Annotated in this window: 13 protein-coding genes; all 13 read left to right on the forward strand. The window is 55.9% G+C overall.

The window, feature by feature from the left end:
- Nucleotides 1-171: 171 nt before the first annotated feature.
- Nucleotides 172-1,896, forward strand: a complete 1,725-nt coding sequence (ilvI, locus tag SK50_RS06040) for an acetolactate synthase 3 large subunit (protein ID WP_017694520.1) — start codon at nucleotides 172-174, stop codon at nucleotides 1,894-1,896.
- A gap of 1 nt (nucleotide 1,897) precedes the next feature.
- On the forward strand, nucleotides 1,898-2,389 hold the full coding sequence (gene ilvN / locus SK50_RS06045) for an acetolactate synthase small subunit (RefSeq protein ID WP_003856371.1): 492 nt from the start codon (nucleotides 1,898-1,900) through the stop codon (nucleotides 2,387-2,389).
- A 179-nt stretch (nucleotides 2,390-2,568) separates the two neighbouring features.
- Complete coding sequence (gene cra / locus SK50_RS06050; RefSeq protein ID WP_003856369.1) at nucleotides 2,569-3,573, forward strand: catabolite repressor/activator; 1,005 nt, start codon at nucleotides 2,569-2,571, stop codon at nucleotides 3,571-3,573.
- A 591-nt stretch (nucleotides 3,574-4,164) separates the two neighbouring features.
- Entirely contained in the window at nucleotides 4,165-4,623 is a 459-nt protein-coding gene (gene mraZ / locus SK50_RS06055) for a division/cell wall cluster transcriptional repressor MraZ (protein ID WP_006810119.1), read from the forward strand.
- A gap of 2 nt (nucleotides 4,624-4,625) precedes the next feature.
- Nucleotides 4,626-5,567: a 16S rRNA (cytosine(1402)-N(4))-methyltransferase RsmH gene (rsmH, locus tag SK50_RS06060; RefSeq protein WP_003856366.1), complete on the forward strand. Its 942-nt coding sequence runs from the start codon at nucleotides 4,626-4,628 to the stop codon at nucleotides 5,565-5,567.
- Nucleotides 5,564-5,929, forward strand: coding sequence for a cell division protein FtsL (gene ftsL / locus SK50_RS06065; RefSeq protein WP_003856363.1), 366 nt, complete (start codon nucleotides 5,564-5,566; stop codon nucleotides 5,927-5,929). The genes rsmH and ftsL overlap by 4 nt, the downstream gene beginning before the upstream one ends.
- Before the next feature lie 15 nt (nucleotides 5,930-5,944).
- Entirely contained in the window at nucleotides 5,945-7,711 is a 1,767-nt protein-coding gene (gene ftsI / locus SK50_RS06070; RefSeq protein ID WP_003856361.1) for a peptidoglycan glycosyltransferase FtsI, read from the forward strand.
- Nucleotides 7,698-9,185: a UDP-N-acetylmuramoyl-L-alanyl-D-glutamate--2,6-diaminopimelate ligase gene (gene murE, locus SK50_RS06075; RefSeq protein WP_017694519.1), complete on the forward strand. Its 1,488-nt coding sequence runs from the start codon at nucleotides 7,698-7,700 to the stop codon at nucleotides 9,183-9,185. The genes ftsI and murE overlap by 14 nt, the downstream gene beginning before the upstream one ends.
- On the forward strand, nucleotides 9,182-10,540 hold the full coding sequence (gene murF, locus SK50_RS06080; RefSeq protein ID WP_023303078.1) for a UDP-N-acetylmuramoyl-tripeptide--D-alanyl-D-alanine ligase: 1,359 nt from the start codon (nucleotides 9,182-9,184) through the stop codon (nucleotides 10,538-10,540). Before murE ends, murF begins: the two co-directional genes overlap by 4 nt.
- A complete protein-coding gene (gene mraY / locus SK50_RS06085; RefSeq protein ID WP_003856353.1) occupies nucleotides 10,534-11,616 on the forward strand; it encodes a phospho-N-acetylmuramoyl-pentapeptide-transferase in 1,083 nt (360 codons plus the stop codon). The genes murF and mraY overlap by 7 nt, the downstream gene beginning before the upstream one ends.
- A 2-nt stretch (nucleotides 11,617-11,618) precedes the next feature.
- Nucleotides 11,619-12,935, forward strand: coding sequence for a UDP-N-acetylmuramoyl-L-alanine--D-glutamate ligase (gene murD / locus SK50_RS06090; protein WP_017694517.1), 1,317 nt, complete (start codon nucleotides 11,619-11,621; stop codon nucleotides 12,933-12,935).
- Entirely contained in the window at nucleotides 12,935-14,179 is a 1,245-nt protein-coding gene (gene ftsW / locus SK50_RS06095; protein ID WP_006810115.1) for a cell division protein FtsW, read from the forward strand. The genes murD and ftsW overlap by 1 nt, the downstream gene beginning before the upstream one ends.
- Nucleotides 14,176-15,240, forward strand: a complete 1,065-nt coding sequence (gene murG / locus SK50_RS06100; protein WP_017694516.1) for an undecaprenyldiphospho-muramoylpentapeptide beta-N-acetylglucosaminyltransferase — start codon at nucleotides 14,176-14,178, stop codon at nucleotides 15,238-15,240. Before ftsW ends, murG begins: the two co-directional genes overlap by 4 nt.
- The last annotated feature ends 24 nt before the right edge of the window (nucleotides 15,241-15,264 follow it).

A 15,264-nucleotide genomic window follows, 5' to 3' on the forward strand; every position in this document is an offset into this window, starting at 1 on the left:
TTTTTCTGCTTTTATTGCCCATTCCCGCATTCCGTTTGCTAATTGCCTGCCTCATAACGAGCGGTTAAGGTATCCATCACTCTGCACATTATAAGATGGGTTCACCCTGTCAGAAGACGGCGCGGAAATGAATTCTGTTGACCGTCTATAACAAAAGCCTGGAGGCAAAGCATGGAGATGTTGTCTGGCGCGGAAATGGTCGTCCGATCGCTTATCGATCAGGGCGTGAAACAAGTGTTCGGCTATCCCGGAGGCGCGGTTCTCGATATTTATGACGCGCTGCACACGGTAGGCGGTATTGATCATGTTCTGGTTCGTCATGAACAGGCTGCTGTGCATATGGCTGACGGCCTGGCCCGCGCCACGGGCGAAGTGGGTGTAGTGCTGGTTACTTCGGGGCCGGGAGCGACCAATGCCATCACCGGCATTGCGACTGCGTATATGGACTCTATTCCACTGGTCATTCTCTCCGGACAGGTGGCGACGTCACTGATTGGCTATGATGCGTTTCAGGAATGCGACATGGTGGGGATCTCACGCCCCGTGGTGAAGCACAGCTTTCTGGTTAAGCAAACGGAAGATATCCCGGGCGTGCTGAAAAAAGCCTTCTGGCTGGCCGCCAGCGGTCGTCCTGGGCCAGTGGTTGTCGATCTGCCAAAAGATATTCTCAATCCCGCGAATAAACTGCCTTACCTGTGGCCTGAGTCGGTGAGCATGCGTTCGTATAATCCGACGACGCAAGGGCACAAAGGCCAGATTAAGCGTGCGCTGCAAACGCTGCTGGCTGCGAAAAAGCCCGTAGTCTATGTGGGGGGCGGCGCCGTCAATGCAGCCTGTGAAACGCAACTACGCGAACTGATTGAGAAGCTGAACCTTCCTGTCGCGTCATCGCTGATGGGGCTGGGAGCATTCCCGGCTACCCACCGTCAGGCGCTGGGCATGCTGGGTATGCATGGCACCTATGAAGCCAATATGACGATGCACCATTCTGATGTGATTTTTGCCGTCGGCGTACGTTTTGACGATCGCACCACCAATAACCTGGCGAAATACTGTCCAAATGCGACGGTGCTACACATTGATATCGATCCTACTTCTATCTCTAAAACGGTGCCGGCGGATGTGCCCATCGTGGGGGACGCACGACAGGTGCTGGATCAAATGTTGGAACTGCTGGCGCAGGAGACCGCCTCTCAACCGCTGGATGAGATCCGTGACTGGTGGCAGCAAATCGAACTATGGCGCGGCCGTCAGTGCCTTAAATACGACACGCAGAGTGAGAACATCAAGCCGCAGGCGGTGATCGAGACGATCTGGCATCTGACCAAAGGCGAGGCGTATGTCACTTCTGACGTAGGCCAGCATCAGATGTTCGCTGCGTTGTATTACCCGTTTGATAAACCGCGTCGCTGGATCAACTCAGGCGGGCTTGGCACGATGGGCTTTGGTCTGCCCGCCGCGCTGGGGGTGAAGCTGGCGTTGCCGAACGAAACGGTTATCTGCGTAACGGGTGATGGCAGTATACAGATGAATATTCAGGAGCTTTCTACTGCGCTGCAATATGAGTTGCCAGTGCTGGTGCTTAACCTGAATAACGGTTACCTCGGTATGGTGAAGCAGTGGCAGGATATGATTTATTCCGGCCGTCACTCTCAGTCTTATATGAAGTCACTTCCGGACTTTGTCCGTCTGGCTGAAGCCTATGGTCATATTGGCATGCGGGTAACCGATCCGTCAGCGCTGGAAGCGAAGCTCGGCGAAGCGCTTGAGCACGTTAAAAACAATCGCCTCGTCTTCATGGACGTCATCGTCGACGGCACAGAGCACGTTTATCCGATGCATATCCGTGGCGGTGGTATGGATGAAATGTGGTTAAGCAAAACGGAGAGAACCTGATATGCGCCGGATATTATCTGTATTACTGGAAAATGAGTCGGGCGCACTGTCACGCGTCATTGGGCTTTTTGCGCAGCGCGGATACAACATTGAAAGCCTGACCGTTGCGCCGACCGATGATCCAACGCTCTCCCGCATGACGATCCAGACTGTCGGCGATGCGAAAGTGCTTGAGCAGATCGAAAAGCAATTGCACAAGCTGGTGGACGTGTTGCGCGTCAGCGAGCTGGGGCAGGGGGCTTACGTCGAACGTGAAGTGATGCTGGTGAAAATTCAGGCCAGCGGTTATGGCCGTGAAGAGGTCAAGCGTAACACGGATATTTTCCGTGGGCAGATCATTGACGTCACGCCTTCTATATATACTGTGCAGCTTGCCGGAACGAGCGATAAGCTGGATGCGTTCCTGGCCTCCGTCAGGGATGTGGCAAAAATTGTTGAAGTTGCGCGCTCTGGCGTTGTTGGCCTCTCGCGCGGCGATAAAATCATGCGTTAGTTGCGCAAAAGGTTCGCCTCTTTCAGCCCGGTAGCCAAAGCCGGGCTTTTTTTTGCGTAATCCGCCGACAACGCGGACAAAAGCGGTTGCCGTGAAAGCTATTCTGCGTTTAGATGTTAAAATATTTAACCATAACCTTGACAGGGCCATGGACTTTTTTCTTTTTTTGAGGGGCAATTGTGAAACTGGATGAAATCGCCCGGCTCGCCGGCGTGTCGAGAACCACGGCCAGCTATGTGATTAACGGTAAAGCAAAGCAGTATCGTGTCAGCGATAAGACCGTTGAGAAAGTGATGGCAGTCGTTCGTGAGCATAATTACCATCCGAATGCTGTCGCCGCAGGTTTACGTGCCGGACGCACCCGCTCGATTGGCCTGGTGATCCCGGATCTGGAAAACACCAGCTATACCCGCATCGCCAACTATCTTGAACGTCAGGCTCGTCAGCGGGGCTATCAGCTGTTGATTGCCTGCTCCGAGGATCAGCCCGACAACGAGATGCGCTGCATTGAGCATCTGCTGCAACGTCAGGTTGACGCCATCATCGTGTCGACCTCTTTACCACCCGAGCATCCTTTCTATCAGCGCTGGGCGAACGATCCATTCCCGATTGTGGCGCTGGATCGTGCTTTGGATCGTGAACATTTCACCAGCGTCGTAGGTGCCGATCAGGACGATGCAGAAATGCTGGCTGCCGAGCTGCGTACCTTCCCGGCGGAAACGGTGCTCTATCTTGGCGCTTTGCCTGAACTATCCGTGAGCTTCCTGCGTGAACAAGGGTTCCGTACGGCGTGGAAAGACGATCCGCGTGACGTTCATTATCTGTATGCCAACAGCTATGAGCGCGAAGCGGCTGCTCAGCTGTTCGAGAAATGGCTGGAAACGCACCCGATGCCGCAGGCGTTGTTTACCACCTCGTTTGCCCTGTTGCAGGGGGTGATGGACGTGACGTTACGTCGCGATGGCAAGCTGCCATCCGATCTGGCGATTGCGACCTTCGGCGATAACGAACTGCTCGACTTCCTGCAATGTCCGGTGCTGGCCGTGGCTCAGCGTCACCGCGACGTCGCCGAGCGCGTGCTTGAGATTGTTCTGGCAAGCCTGGATGAACCTCGCAAACCGAAACCCGGGCTTACGCGTATCAAACGTAATCTCTATCGGCGCGGGATTTTGAGCCGCCATTAATATTTCCACAGGGGCGGTAAAACTGCCCCTTTTGCGGCGCATTTATTGCGGGAAATAATTCCCAGATAAAAATTAGGATTTATCTCTAAGATTCGTAGCCGGCTATTTTTCTGAATCCGTTTTGGCGTTAAAAAGCGCAATTATAATTTTTAACGGGCATTCTTTTGTATTGTTTTGTTACAAACAGCCGCCAGCCGATGAATATTCAGCCATTTTTTACTCTCCCCTTTAGCCCTCAATGTACACGAACGAATCCATATTGCCTTGCGCTTAATCTGGTGCTGTTATCCCCCGGCGATATGCCTTAAAATGCTGCCCGCGTCGCAAACTGACACTTTATATTTCCCTGCGATGATATTGAGTGAGTCTTAACGCTCGTGTGCATATTCGGTTTTTTTCTTACAAATATTCATAACGTTAATTTTGCCTCGCCAGTTGTGTAGTTATTAGCCAGGTCACTCTTGCTCTGTAAATACGGTGCTTTCGCGCCGGTATAGAGAGAGTCCTGGCTTGACAAGCTTTTCCCTCGCTCCGTAAACTCCTTCAGGTGGGAATTTGTGGGTTAAAGTGGTGAGGAGGGGTGAGGCTGGCATGTTCCGTGGAGCAACGTTAGTCAATCTCGACAGCAAAGGGCGTTTATCGGTACCAACCCGATACCGCGACCAGCTGATTGAGAACGCTTCGGGTCAACTGGTTTGCACCATTGACATCAACTCCCCCTGCCTGCTGCTTTACCCTTTGCCTGAATGGGAAATCATTGAGCAAAAGCTGTCGCGACTGTCGAGCATGAACCCGCAAGAACGCCGCGTGCAGCGGTTGTTATTGGGACATGCCAGTGAATGTCAGATGGATAGCGCCGGGCGATTATTGATTGCGCCTGTGTTGCGGCAACACGCCGGTCTGACTAAAGAAGTGATGCTGGTCGGGCAGTTCAACAAGTTTGAACTGTGGGACGAAACGACCTGGTATCAACAGGTCAAGGAAGATATCGACGCTGAGCAGTCTGATTCCGCAACATTATCGGAACGGCTGCGGGACTTGTCTCTATAAATATGATGGAAAATTATAAACATACAACGGTGCTGCTGGATGAGGCCGTTAACGGCCTGAATATTCGTCCAGACGGCATCTATATTGATGGCACTTTTGGTCGCGGTGGTCACTCGCGTTTGATCCTCTCCCAGCTTGGAGCGGAAGGACGCCTGCTGGCAATTGACCGCGATCCGCAGGCGATTGCCGTTGCGCAAACCATCGATGATCCTCGCTTTTCCATCGTGCATGGACCTTTCTCTGCGCTTGCGGATTATGTCGCTGAGCGCGGCCTGACCGGCAAGATCGACGGGATTCTCCTCGATCTTGGCGTCTCTTCACCACAGCTTGATGATGCAGAACGCGGCTTCTCCTTTATGCGTGATGGGCCGCTAGATATGCGTATGGACCCCACTCGCGGCCAGTCTGCCGCTGAATGGTTACAAACTGCTGACGAAGCGGATATTGCCTGGGTAATTAAAACCTTCGGTGAAGAACGCTTTGGCAAACGTATTGCGCGCGCCATCGTGGAGCGCAACCGCGTTGAGCCAATGACCCGTACCAAAGAGCTGGCAGAAGTCATTGCGGCGGCAACGCCGGTGAAGGACAAGCACAAACATCCTGCGACCCGTACCTTCCAGGCGGTTCGTATCTGGGTAAACAGTGAACTGGAGGAAATAGAGCTGGCGCTAAAAAGCTCGCTCGACGTGCTGGCCCCGGGTGGGCGGTTATCCATCATCAGCTTCCATTCGCTGGAAGATCGCATCGTAAAACGCTTTATGCGTGAACAGAGCCGCGGTCCGCAGGTTCCAGCTGGGTTGCCGATGACGGAAGAACAACTCAGAAAGCTGGGAGGCCGTCAGTTGCGAGCATTAGGCAAGTTGATGCCGGGCGAAGAAGAGGTGGCAGAGAATCCACGTGCCCGTAGTTCAGTGCTGCGTATTGCAGAGAGGACGAACGCATGATCAGCAGAGTGACAGAGACCCTAAGCAAAGTTAAGGGATCGTTAGGAAGCAACGAGCGCCATGCCTTGCCTGGCGTGATCGGCGACGATCTTTTGCGGTTTGGGAAGCTGCCACTCTGCTTGTTCATTTGCATCATTGTGACGGCAGTCATGGTGGTCACCACCGCTCACCATACCCGTTTATTAACTGCGCAGCGCGAACAGATGGTACTGGAACGCGATGCGCTGGATATTGAATGGCGAAATCTGATCCTTGAAGAAAACGCGCTCGGCGATCACAGCCGGGTTGAACGGATCGCAACGGAAAAACTGCAATTACAGCATGTTGATCCTTCGCAGGAAAATATCGTAGTACAAAAATAAGGGAAAACGCGACGCATGAAAGCAGCGGCAAAAACGCTAAAACCAAAACGCCAGGAAGAACAGGCCAACTTTGTCAGTTGGCGTTTTGCGTTGCTTTGCGGCTGCATTTTACTGGCGCTGGGTTTCCTGCTGGGACGCGTGGCGTGGCTACAAATCATCGCGCCTGACATGCTGGTACGTCAGGGTGATATGCGTTCTCTGCGCGTGCAGGAAGTTTCTACCTCTCGTGGGATGATCACCGATCGTTCCGGCCGTCCGCTGGCGGTGAGCGTGCCGGTGAAGGCGATCTGGGCCGATCCGAAAGAGTTACACGATGCAGGCGGGATCACCCTTGATAACCGCTGGAAGGCGCTGTCAGACGCGTTGAAAATGCCGCTGGATCAGCTGGCGTCGCGCGTTAACGCCAACCCGAAAGGGCGCTTTATCTATCTTGCCCGTCAGGTGAACCCTGACATGGCTGACTACATTAAGAAACTGAAGCTGCCGGGCATTCATCTGCGGGAAGAATCCCGCCGTTACTATCCTTCGGGCGAAGTCACCGCGCACCTGATTGGCTTTACCAACGTGGATAGCCAGGGGATTGAGGGCGTTGAAAAAAGCTTCGACAAGTGGCTTACCGGCCAGCCTGGCGAGCGAATCGTGCGTAAAGACCGCTATGGTCGCGTCATTGAAGACATTTCCTCGACAGACAGCCAGGCCGCGCACAACCTGGCCCTGAGTATTGATGAACGCTTGCAGGCGCTGGTCTATCGTGAGCTGAACAACGCCGTCGCGTTTAACAAGGCGGAATCGGGCAGCGCCGTGCTGGTGGATGTGGCGACAGGTGAAGTGCTGGCGATGGCCAGTAGCCCCTCATACAACCCGAATAATTTTGCCGGTACAGCAAAAGATGCAATGCGTAACCGCTCCATCACCGATGTGTTTGAACCCGGCTCAACCGTAAAACCTATGGTGGTGATGACGGCTCTACAGCGAGGCATCGTCAACGAAAATACCGTTCTGAATACGATCCCTTATCGAATTAACGGTCACGAAATCAAAGACGTGGCACGTTACAGCGAACTGACCCTGACCGGGGTCTTACAGAAGTCGAGTAACGTCGGTGTGTCAAAACTGGCGTTAGCGATGCCGTCCTCAGCGTTAGTAGATACTTACTCACGTTTTGGGCTGGGAAAGGCGACCAATTTGGGGTTGGTCGGAGAACGCAGTGGCTTATATCCTCAAAAACAACGGTGGTCTGACATAGAGAGGGCCACCTTCTCTTTCGGCTACGGGCTAATGGTAACTCCCTTACAGTTAGCGCGAGTCTACGCAACGATTGGCAGCTATGGCATTTATCGTCCGCTGTCGATCACCAAAGTTGATCCACCGGTTCCGGGGGAACGTGTTTTCCCGGAATCTATCGTTCGTACCGTCGTGCATATGATGGAAAGCGTCGCGTTACCTGGCGGTGGCGGCGTGAAGGCCGCAATTAAGGGCTATCGTATCGCCATTAAAACCGGTACAGCGAAAAAAGTGGGGCCGGACGGCCGCTATATCAACAAATACATTGCCTATACCGCAGGCGTAGCGCCTGCAAGCAATCCGCGTTTTGCGCTGGTGGTCGTCATCAACGATCCGCAGGCGGGTAAATACTACGGCGGCGCCGTCTCCGCGCCTGTGTTCGGGGCTATTATGGGCGGCGTGTTGCGCACCATGAACATTGAACCGGATGCGCTGGCGACGGGCGAAAAAAGTGAATTTGTAATTAATCAAGGCGAGGGAACAGGTGGCAGATCGTAATTTGCGCGACCTTCTTGCTCCGTGGGTGCCTATGCTACCTGCGCGAGCACTGCGAGAGATGGTACTGGACAGCCGCGTAGCGGCTTCTGGCGATCTTTTTGTGGCAGTAGTGGGTCATCAGGCGGACGGGCGTCGTTATATCCCGCAGGCGATTGCGCAAGGTGTTGCTGCCATTATTGCTGAGGCCAAAGATGAGGCAACAGACGGTGAGATCCGTGAAATGCACGGCGTGCCGGTCATCTATCTCAGCCAGCTGAATGAGCGTCTCTCCGCGCTGGCAGGACGTTTTTACAACGAACCTTCCGACCAGTTAAAGCTGGTTGGCGTGACAGGAACCAACGGAAAAACCACCACCACTCAGCTGATGGCGCAGTGGGCGCAGCTGCTGGGCGAAGCCGGTGCCGTCATGGGCACGGTGGGGAACGGTCTTCTGGGCAAAGTAAGCCCGACGGAAAACACTACAGGCTCGGCGGTTGACGTGCAGCGTGTGCTGGCGGGCCTCGCTGAGCAGGGGGCGACCTTCGCTGCGATGGAAGTCTCTTCCCATGGTCTGGTACAACATCGCGTGGCGGCCCTGAAATTTGCTGCCTCTGTCTTTACTAACCTGAGCCGCGATCACCTTGATTATCATGGTGATATGGAGCACTACGAAGCGGCGAAATGGCTGCTTTATTCCACTCACCACCACGGGCAGGCGATCATTAACGCCGACGACGAAGTCGGTCGCCGCTGGCTGGAAAAACTGCCGGATGCGGTGGCGGTGTCGATGGAAGATCGCATTAATCCGAACTGCCGCGGCCGCTGGCTGAAGGCGGTCGAGGTGAACTACCACGATAGTGGGGCGACGATCCGCTTCGCTTCCACCTGGGGCGAAGGTGAAATTGAAAGCCGCCTGATGGGGGCCTTTAACGTCAGTAACCTGCTGCTGGCGCTGGCGACGCTGCTGGCGCTGGGCTACCCGATGGCGGATCTGCTGAAAACGTCTGAGCGTTTGCAACCGGTCTGTGGCCGCATGGAAGTGTTCAGCGCGCCGGGCAAGCCGACGGTGGTCGTGGATTACGCACACACGCCGGATGCGCTGGAAAAAGCGCTGGAAGCGGCGCGTCTGCACTGCGCAGGCAAGCTCTGGTGCGTGTTTGGCTGCGGTGGCGATCGCGACAAGGGCAAACGTCCGCTGATGGGCGCCATAGCTGAGCAGTTCGCGGATATTCCCGTGGTAACCGATGACAACCCGCGTACCGAAGAGCCGCGGGCCATTATCAATGACATTCTGGCGGGCATGCTGGATGCGGGTCGTGCGCGCGTGGTCGAAGGCCGTGCGGAGGCCGTGACTAACGCCATTATGCAGGCGCAGGAGAACGATGTGGTTCTGCTGGCCGGTAAAGGTCATGAAGATTATCAGATCGTCGGCAATCGTCGTCTGGATTACTCCGACCGCGTGACGGCAGCGCGTCTGCTGGGAGTGGTGGCATGATTAGCATTACGTTAAGCCAGGCCGCTGCGGTATTGCAGGGGATGCTGCATGGTCAGGATCTAACCATTGAGGCTGTGACCACCGACACCCGTAAGGTGACGGCGGGCTGCCTGTTTGTGGCGCTGAAGGGCGAGCGTTTTGACGCCCACGATTTTGCGCAACAGGCTAAAGATAACGGCGCGGGCGCGCTGCTGGTCAGCCGTAAGCTCGATATCGATTTGCCGCAGATTGTGGTGAAAGATACGCGCCTGGCGTTTGGCGAGCTGGCGGCATGGGTTCGCCAGCAGGTGCCAACACGCGTCGTGGCGCTGACGGGCTCGTCGGGCAAAACCTCCGTTAAAGAGATGACGGCGGCGATCCTTAGCCAGTGCGGTAACACGCTTTATACGGCGGGCAACCTTAATAATGACATCGGTGTACCGATGACGCTGCTGCGCCTGACCCACGAGCATGAATATGCGGTGATTGAGTTAGGGGCTAACCATCAGGGCGAAATCGCCTGGACCGTGAGCCTGACGCGTCCGGAAGCGGCGCTGGTGAATAACCTGGCGGCGGCACATCTTGAAGGTTTTGGTTCGCTGGCCGGTGTGGCGAAAGCGAAAGGTGAAATTTATACCGGCCTGCCGGATGACGGCATCGCCATTATGAACGCCGATAACAACGACTGGCTGAACTGGCAGAGCATCATTGGTTCACGCAAAACCTGGCGCTTCTCACCGAATGCGGCAAACAGTGATTTTTCGGCGACCAACATTCATGTGACGTCACACGGCACCGAGTTCACCCTCACGACCCCAACGGGCGACATCGAGGTGCTGCTGCCCCTGCCCGGTCGTCATAACATCGCCAATGCGCTTGCTGCGGCAGCGCTCTCAATGGCGGTAGGTGCCTCACACGCGGCGATCAAAGCAGGTCTGGCAAATTTAAAAGCCGTGCCGGGGCGTCTTTTCCCGATCCAGCTGGCTGAAAACAAACTTCTGCTGGATGACTCCTACAACGCTAACGTCGGCTCCATGACGGCGGCCGTGCAGGTCTTGTCTGAGATGCCGGGCTATCGCGTGATGGTTGTGGGCGATATGGCCGAGCTGGGTGATGAAAGCGAAGCCTGCCATGTTCAGGTGGGTGAAGCGGCGAAAGCCGCCGGGCTTGACCGCGTATTGAGCGCAGGCACGCTGAGCAAGGCCATTTCCGATGCCAGTGAAGTTGGCGAACATTTTGCCGATAAATCTGCACTGATCGAACGCCTGAAGGCATTGATTACAGAAAAACAGATTGTGACTGTTTTAGTTAAAGGTTCACGTAGTGCCGCCATGGAAGAGGTTGTGCACGCATTACAGGAGAACGGGACATGTTAGTTTGGCTGGCCGAACATTTGGTCAAATATTACTCAGGCTTTAACGTCTTTTCCTATCTGACGTTTCGCGCCATCGTCAGCCTGCTGACTGCGCTGTTCATCTCGCTGTGGATGGGCCCGCGCATGATTGCCCGTCTGCAAAAACTCTCTTTCGGCCAGGTTGTACGCAACGATGGTCCGGAATCGCACTTCAGCAAGCGCGGTACGCCGACCATGGGCGGGATCATGATCCTGACCGCGATTGTGGTGTCCGTTCTGCTGTGGGCCTATCCGTCTAACCCCTATGTCTGGTGCGTGCTGACCGTGCTGGTTGGCTACGGGATCATCGGTTTTGTTGATGACTACCGCAAAGTCGTGCGCAAAGACACCAAAGGTTTGATCGCCCGCTGGAAGTATTTCTGGATGTCGGTGATTGCGCTGGGCGTGGCCTTCGCGCTTTATCTGGCAGGAAAAGACACCCCGGCCACCGAGCTGGTGGTGCCGTTCTTCAAAGACGTGATGCCGCAATTGGGGCTGTTCTACATTCTGCTGGCTTACTTTGTGATCGTCGGCACCGGCAATGCCGTCAACCTGACCGATGGTCTGGACGGCCTGGCCATCATGCCAACCGTGTTTGTCGCGGGCGGTTTCGCGCTGGTGGCGTGGGCGACCGGTAACATGAACTTTGCAAACTACCTGCACATCCCGTACCTGCGACATGCGGGTGAGCTGGTGATCGTCTGTACGGCGATTGTCGGGGCGGGGCTGGGCTTCCTGTGGTTTAACACCTATCCGGCGCAGGTCTTTATGGGCGACGTCGGTTCACTGGCGCTGGGCGGCGCGCTGGGCATTATCGCCGTGCTGCTGCGTCAGGAGTTCCTGCTGGTGATCATGGGCGGTGTGTTTGTGGTTGAGACGCTGTCGGTGATTTTGCAGGTCGGTTCCTTCAAGCTGCGCGGTCAGCGCATCTTCCGTATGGCACCGATTCACCACCACTATGAACTGAAAGGCTGGCCGGAGCCGCGCGTCATTGTGCGCTTCTGGATTATTTCGCTGATGCTGGTGCTGATTGGCCTGGCAACGCTGAAGGTACGTTAATCATGGCAGATTACCAGGGCAAAAAAGTCGTTATCATCGGGTTAGGCCTCACCGGCCTCTCCTGCGTGGACTTTTTCCTTGCGCGTGGCGTGACGCCGCGCGTGATGGATACGCGCGTCTCTCCGTCGGGTCTGGACAAGCTGCCGGAGCAGGTTGAACGCCACCTGGGTGGTCTGAATGATGAGTGGCTGCTGGCCGCCGATCTGATTGTTGCCAGCCCCGGTATGGCGCTGGCGCATCCTTCCCTGAGCGCCGCCGCGGATGCGGGCGTTGAGATTGTCGGCGATATCGAACTGTTCTGCCGGGAGGCGCAGGCCCCGATCGTCGCCATTACCGGTTCAAACGGTAAAAGCACCGTCACCACGCTGGTGGGGGAAATGGCGAAGGCGGCGGGCAAAAATGTCGGCGTGGGCGGTAACATTGGTCTGCCCGCTCTGATGCTGCTTGATAAAGGGTGTGAGCTGTTCGTCCTTGAGCTTTCCAGCTTCCAGCTGGAAACCACTTCAAGCCTGCATGCGGCGGCGGCGACGATCCTAAACGTCACCGAAGATCATATGGACAGATACCCGTTCGGCTTGCAGCAGTACCGTGCGGCCAAACTGCGCGTTTATGAAAATGCCAAAGTTTGCGTAGTGAATGCCGATGATGCACTCACCATGCCGGTGCGCGGCGCAGACGAACGCTGCATTAGCTTCGGTATTAACATGGGTGACTATCACCTTAATCGTCAGCAGGGCGAAACCTGGCTACGCGTGAAAGGTGAGAAAGTGCTGAACGTGAAAGAGATGATGCTCTCCGGCCAGCATAACTACACCAATGCTCTGGCGGCGCTGGCGCTGGCGGATGCCGTTGGCCTGCCGCGATCTTCAAGCCTGAAGGCGCTCACCACCTTTACCGGCCTGGCGCACCGCTTCCAGCTGGCGCTGGAGCACAACGGCGTACGCTGGATTAATGATTCCAAAGCGACCAACGTGGGTAGCACCGAGGCGGCACTGAACGGTTTGCACGTTGATGGCACGCTATACCTGCTGCTGGGCGGCGACGGTAAATCGGCTGACTTCTCCTCGCTGAAGCAGTATCTCAACGGTGATAACGTGCGCCTGTATTGCTTTGGCCGCGATGGCAGCGAGCTGGCAGCGTTGCGTCCTGAAGTCGCCGAGCAAACCGAGACCATGGAGCAGGCGATGCGCCTCATCGCCCCTCGCGTGAAGCCCGGCGATATGGTACTGCTCTCACCAGCCTGTGCCAGCCTCGATCAATTCAAGAGTTTCGAACAGCGGGGTGATGTCTTTACCCGCCTGGCGAAGGAGTTAGGCTGATGCGTTTATCTCTCCCTCGCCTGAAAATGCCGCGCCTGCCAGGATTTGGTATCCTGGTATGGCTGTTTACGGCGCTGAAAGGCTGGGTGATGGCTTCCCGGGATAAAGATTCCGACAGCCTGATCATGTACGACCGCACGCTGTTCTGGCTCACGCTGGGGCTGGCGGCGATCGGCTTTATTATGGTCACCTCGGCGTCAATGCCTGTCGGACAGCGTCTGGCAAACGACCCGTTCCTGTTTGCCAAGCGTGACGGGCTGTACATCATTCTCGCGTTCTGCCTGGCAATGATCACCTTACGCCTGCCGATGTCGTTCTGGCAGCGGCACAGTACAGCCATGCTCATCGCCTCAATCATCATGCTGTTGATCGTTCTGGTTGTCGGGAGCTCCGTTAACGGGGCATCACGCTGGATTGCCTTTGGGCCACTGCGTATTCAGCCCGCGGAGTTCACCAAACTGTCGTTGTTCTGCTACCTGGCTAACTACCTGGTGCGTAAAGTTGACGAAGTTCGTAACAACCTTCGTGGCTTCTTAAAACCGATGGGCGTGATTCTGGTCCTCGCGATCCTGCTGCTGGCGCAGCCCGACCTCGGTACGGTAGTCGTACTGTTTGTCACTACGCTGGCGATGCTGTTCCTGGCGGGCGCAAAACTGTGGCAGTTCATTGCCATCATCGGGATGGGGATTTCGGCGGTGGTGCTGCTGATCCTCGCCGAGCCCTACCGTATCCGCCGTGTGACCTCGTTCTGGAACCCATGGGAAGATCCGTTCGGCAGCGGTTACCAGCTGACGCAGTCGCTGATGGCGTTTGGCCGCGGCGAAGTCTGGGGTCAAGGCCTGGGCAACTCGGTACAAAAACTGGAGTATTTACCGGAGGCGCACACCGACTTCATCTTCTCCATTATTGGGGAAGAACTGGGTTATATCGGTGTGGTATTGGCGCTATTAATGGTATTCTTCGTCGCTTTCCGCGCCATGTCGATTGGCCGGAAAGCGCTGGAGATCGATCACCGCTTCTCCGGTTTCCTGGCCTGCTCAATTGGTATCTGGTTTAGCTTCCAGGCGCTGGTAAACGTTGGGGCGGCAGCGGGTATGCTGCCGACCAAAGGTCTGACGTTGCCGTTGATCAGTTATGGTGGTTCGAGTCTGTTGATCATGTCGACGGCCATCATGTTTTTGTTACGCATAGATTATGAAACGCGTCTGGAGAAAGCTCAGGCGTTTACACGAGGTTCACGATGAATCAACCGAAGCGGTTAATGGTGATGGCAGGCGGTACCGGTGGACACGTGTTCCCGGGACTGGCGGTTGCGCACCATTTAATGGAACAGGGCTGGCAGGTACGCTGGCTGGGAACCGCAGACCGCATGGAAGCCGATCTGGTACCTAAACACGGTATCGAGATCGACTTTATTCGTATTTCTGGCCTTCGTGGCAAAGGGATCAAGGCGCAGCTGCTGGCGCCGGTGCGCATTTTCAATGCCTGGCGTCAGGCGCGCGCCATTATGAAGCGTTTTAAGCCTGACGTCGTTCTGGGCATGGGCGGTTACGTTTCCGGTCCGGGCGGACTGGCGGCGTGGTCACTGGGCATCCCCGTTGTTCTGCATGAGCAGAACGGTATTGCCGGGTTGACCAACAAATGGCTGGCAAAAATCGCCACCAAAGTTATGCAGGCCTTCCCCGGGGCATTCCCGAAAGCGGATGTCGTAGGGAATCCGGTACGTGTGGACGTGCTGGCGCTGCCGCTGCCAGATACGCGTCTGGCGGGTCGCGAAGGGCCGGTGCGCGTGCTGGTCGTCGGCGGTTCCCAGGGCGCACGTATTTTAAACCAGACGATGCCGCAGGTTGCGGCAAAACTGGGTGATGCGGTGACCATCTGGCACCAGAGCGGGAAGGGCGCTCAGCAGACCGTTGAGCAGGCCTACGTGCAGGAAGGTCAGTCGCAGCATAAAGTGACTGAATTTATTGATGATATGGCCGCAGCCTATGCCTGGGCCGATGTTGTGGTCTGTCGCTCGGGCGCGCTGACGGTGAGCGAAATCGCCGCCGCCGGTTTACCGGCGCTGTTTGTGCCGTTCCAGCACAAAGACCGACAGCAGTACTGGAATGCGCTGCCGCTTGAGAAAGCGGGCGCAGCGAAGATTTTTGAGCAGCCACAATTTACCGCTGATGCGGTCGCCACTACCCTGGCGGGCTGGAACCGGGATGTATTACTGGAGATGGCGCAACGCGCACGCGCGACCGCTATCCCGGATGCAACGGAACGGGTGGCAAAAGAAGTGAGCCTGGCAGCCCAGGCATAATTCTCGCAGTGCGTGTTGCGCTGC

It is taken from the genome of Enterobacter sp. BWH64, from assembly GCF_001037645.1.
Taxonomy (GTDB): Bacteria; Pseudomonadota; Gammaproteobacteria; order Enterobacterales; family Enterobacteriaceae; genus Enterobacter; species Enterobacter hormaechei_C.

Coding starts and splice junctions, on each gene's coding strand:
- murG (WP_017694516.1), top strand. CDS start 14,176: ATGAATCAACCGAAGCGGTTAATGGTGATGGCAGGCGGTACCGGTGGA.
- rsmH (WP_003856366.1), top strand. CDS start 4,626: ATGATGGAAAATTATAAACATACAACGGTGCTGCTGGATGAGGCCGTT.
- mraZ (WP_006810119.1), top strand. CDS start 4,165: ATGTTCCGTGGAGCAACGTTAGTCAATCTCGACAGCAAAGGGCGTTTA.
- mraY (WP_003856353.1), top strand. CDS start 10,534: ATGTTAGTTTGGCTGGCCGAACATTTGGTCAAATATTACTCAGGCTTT.
- ftsL (WP_003856363.1), top strand. CDS start 5,564: ATGATCAGCAGAGTGACAGAGACCCTAAGCAAAGTTAAGGGATCGTTA.
- ilvN (WP_003856371.1), top strand. CDS start 1,898: ATGCGCCGGATATTATCTGTATTACTGGAAAATGAGTCGGGCGCACTG.
- murD (WP_017694517.1), top strand. CDS start 11,619: ATGGCAGATTACCAGGGCAAAAAAGTCGTTATCATCGGGTTAGGCCTC.
- ftsW (WP_006810115.1), top strand. CDS start 12,935: ATGCGTTTATCTCTCCCTCGCCTGAAAATGCCGCGCCTGCCAGGATTT.
- ilvI (WP_017694520.1), top strand. CDS start 172: ATGGAGATGTTGTCTGGCGCGGAAATGGTCGTCCGATCGCTTATCGAT.
- murF (WP_023303078.1), top strand. CDS start 9,182: ATGATTAGCATTACGTTAAGCCAGGCCGCTGCGGTATTGCAGGGGATG.
- ftsI (WP_003856361.1), top strand. CDS start 5,945: ATGAAAGCAGCGGCAAAAACGCTAAAACCAAAACGCCAGGAAGAACAG.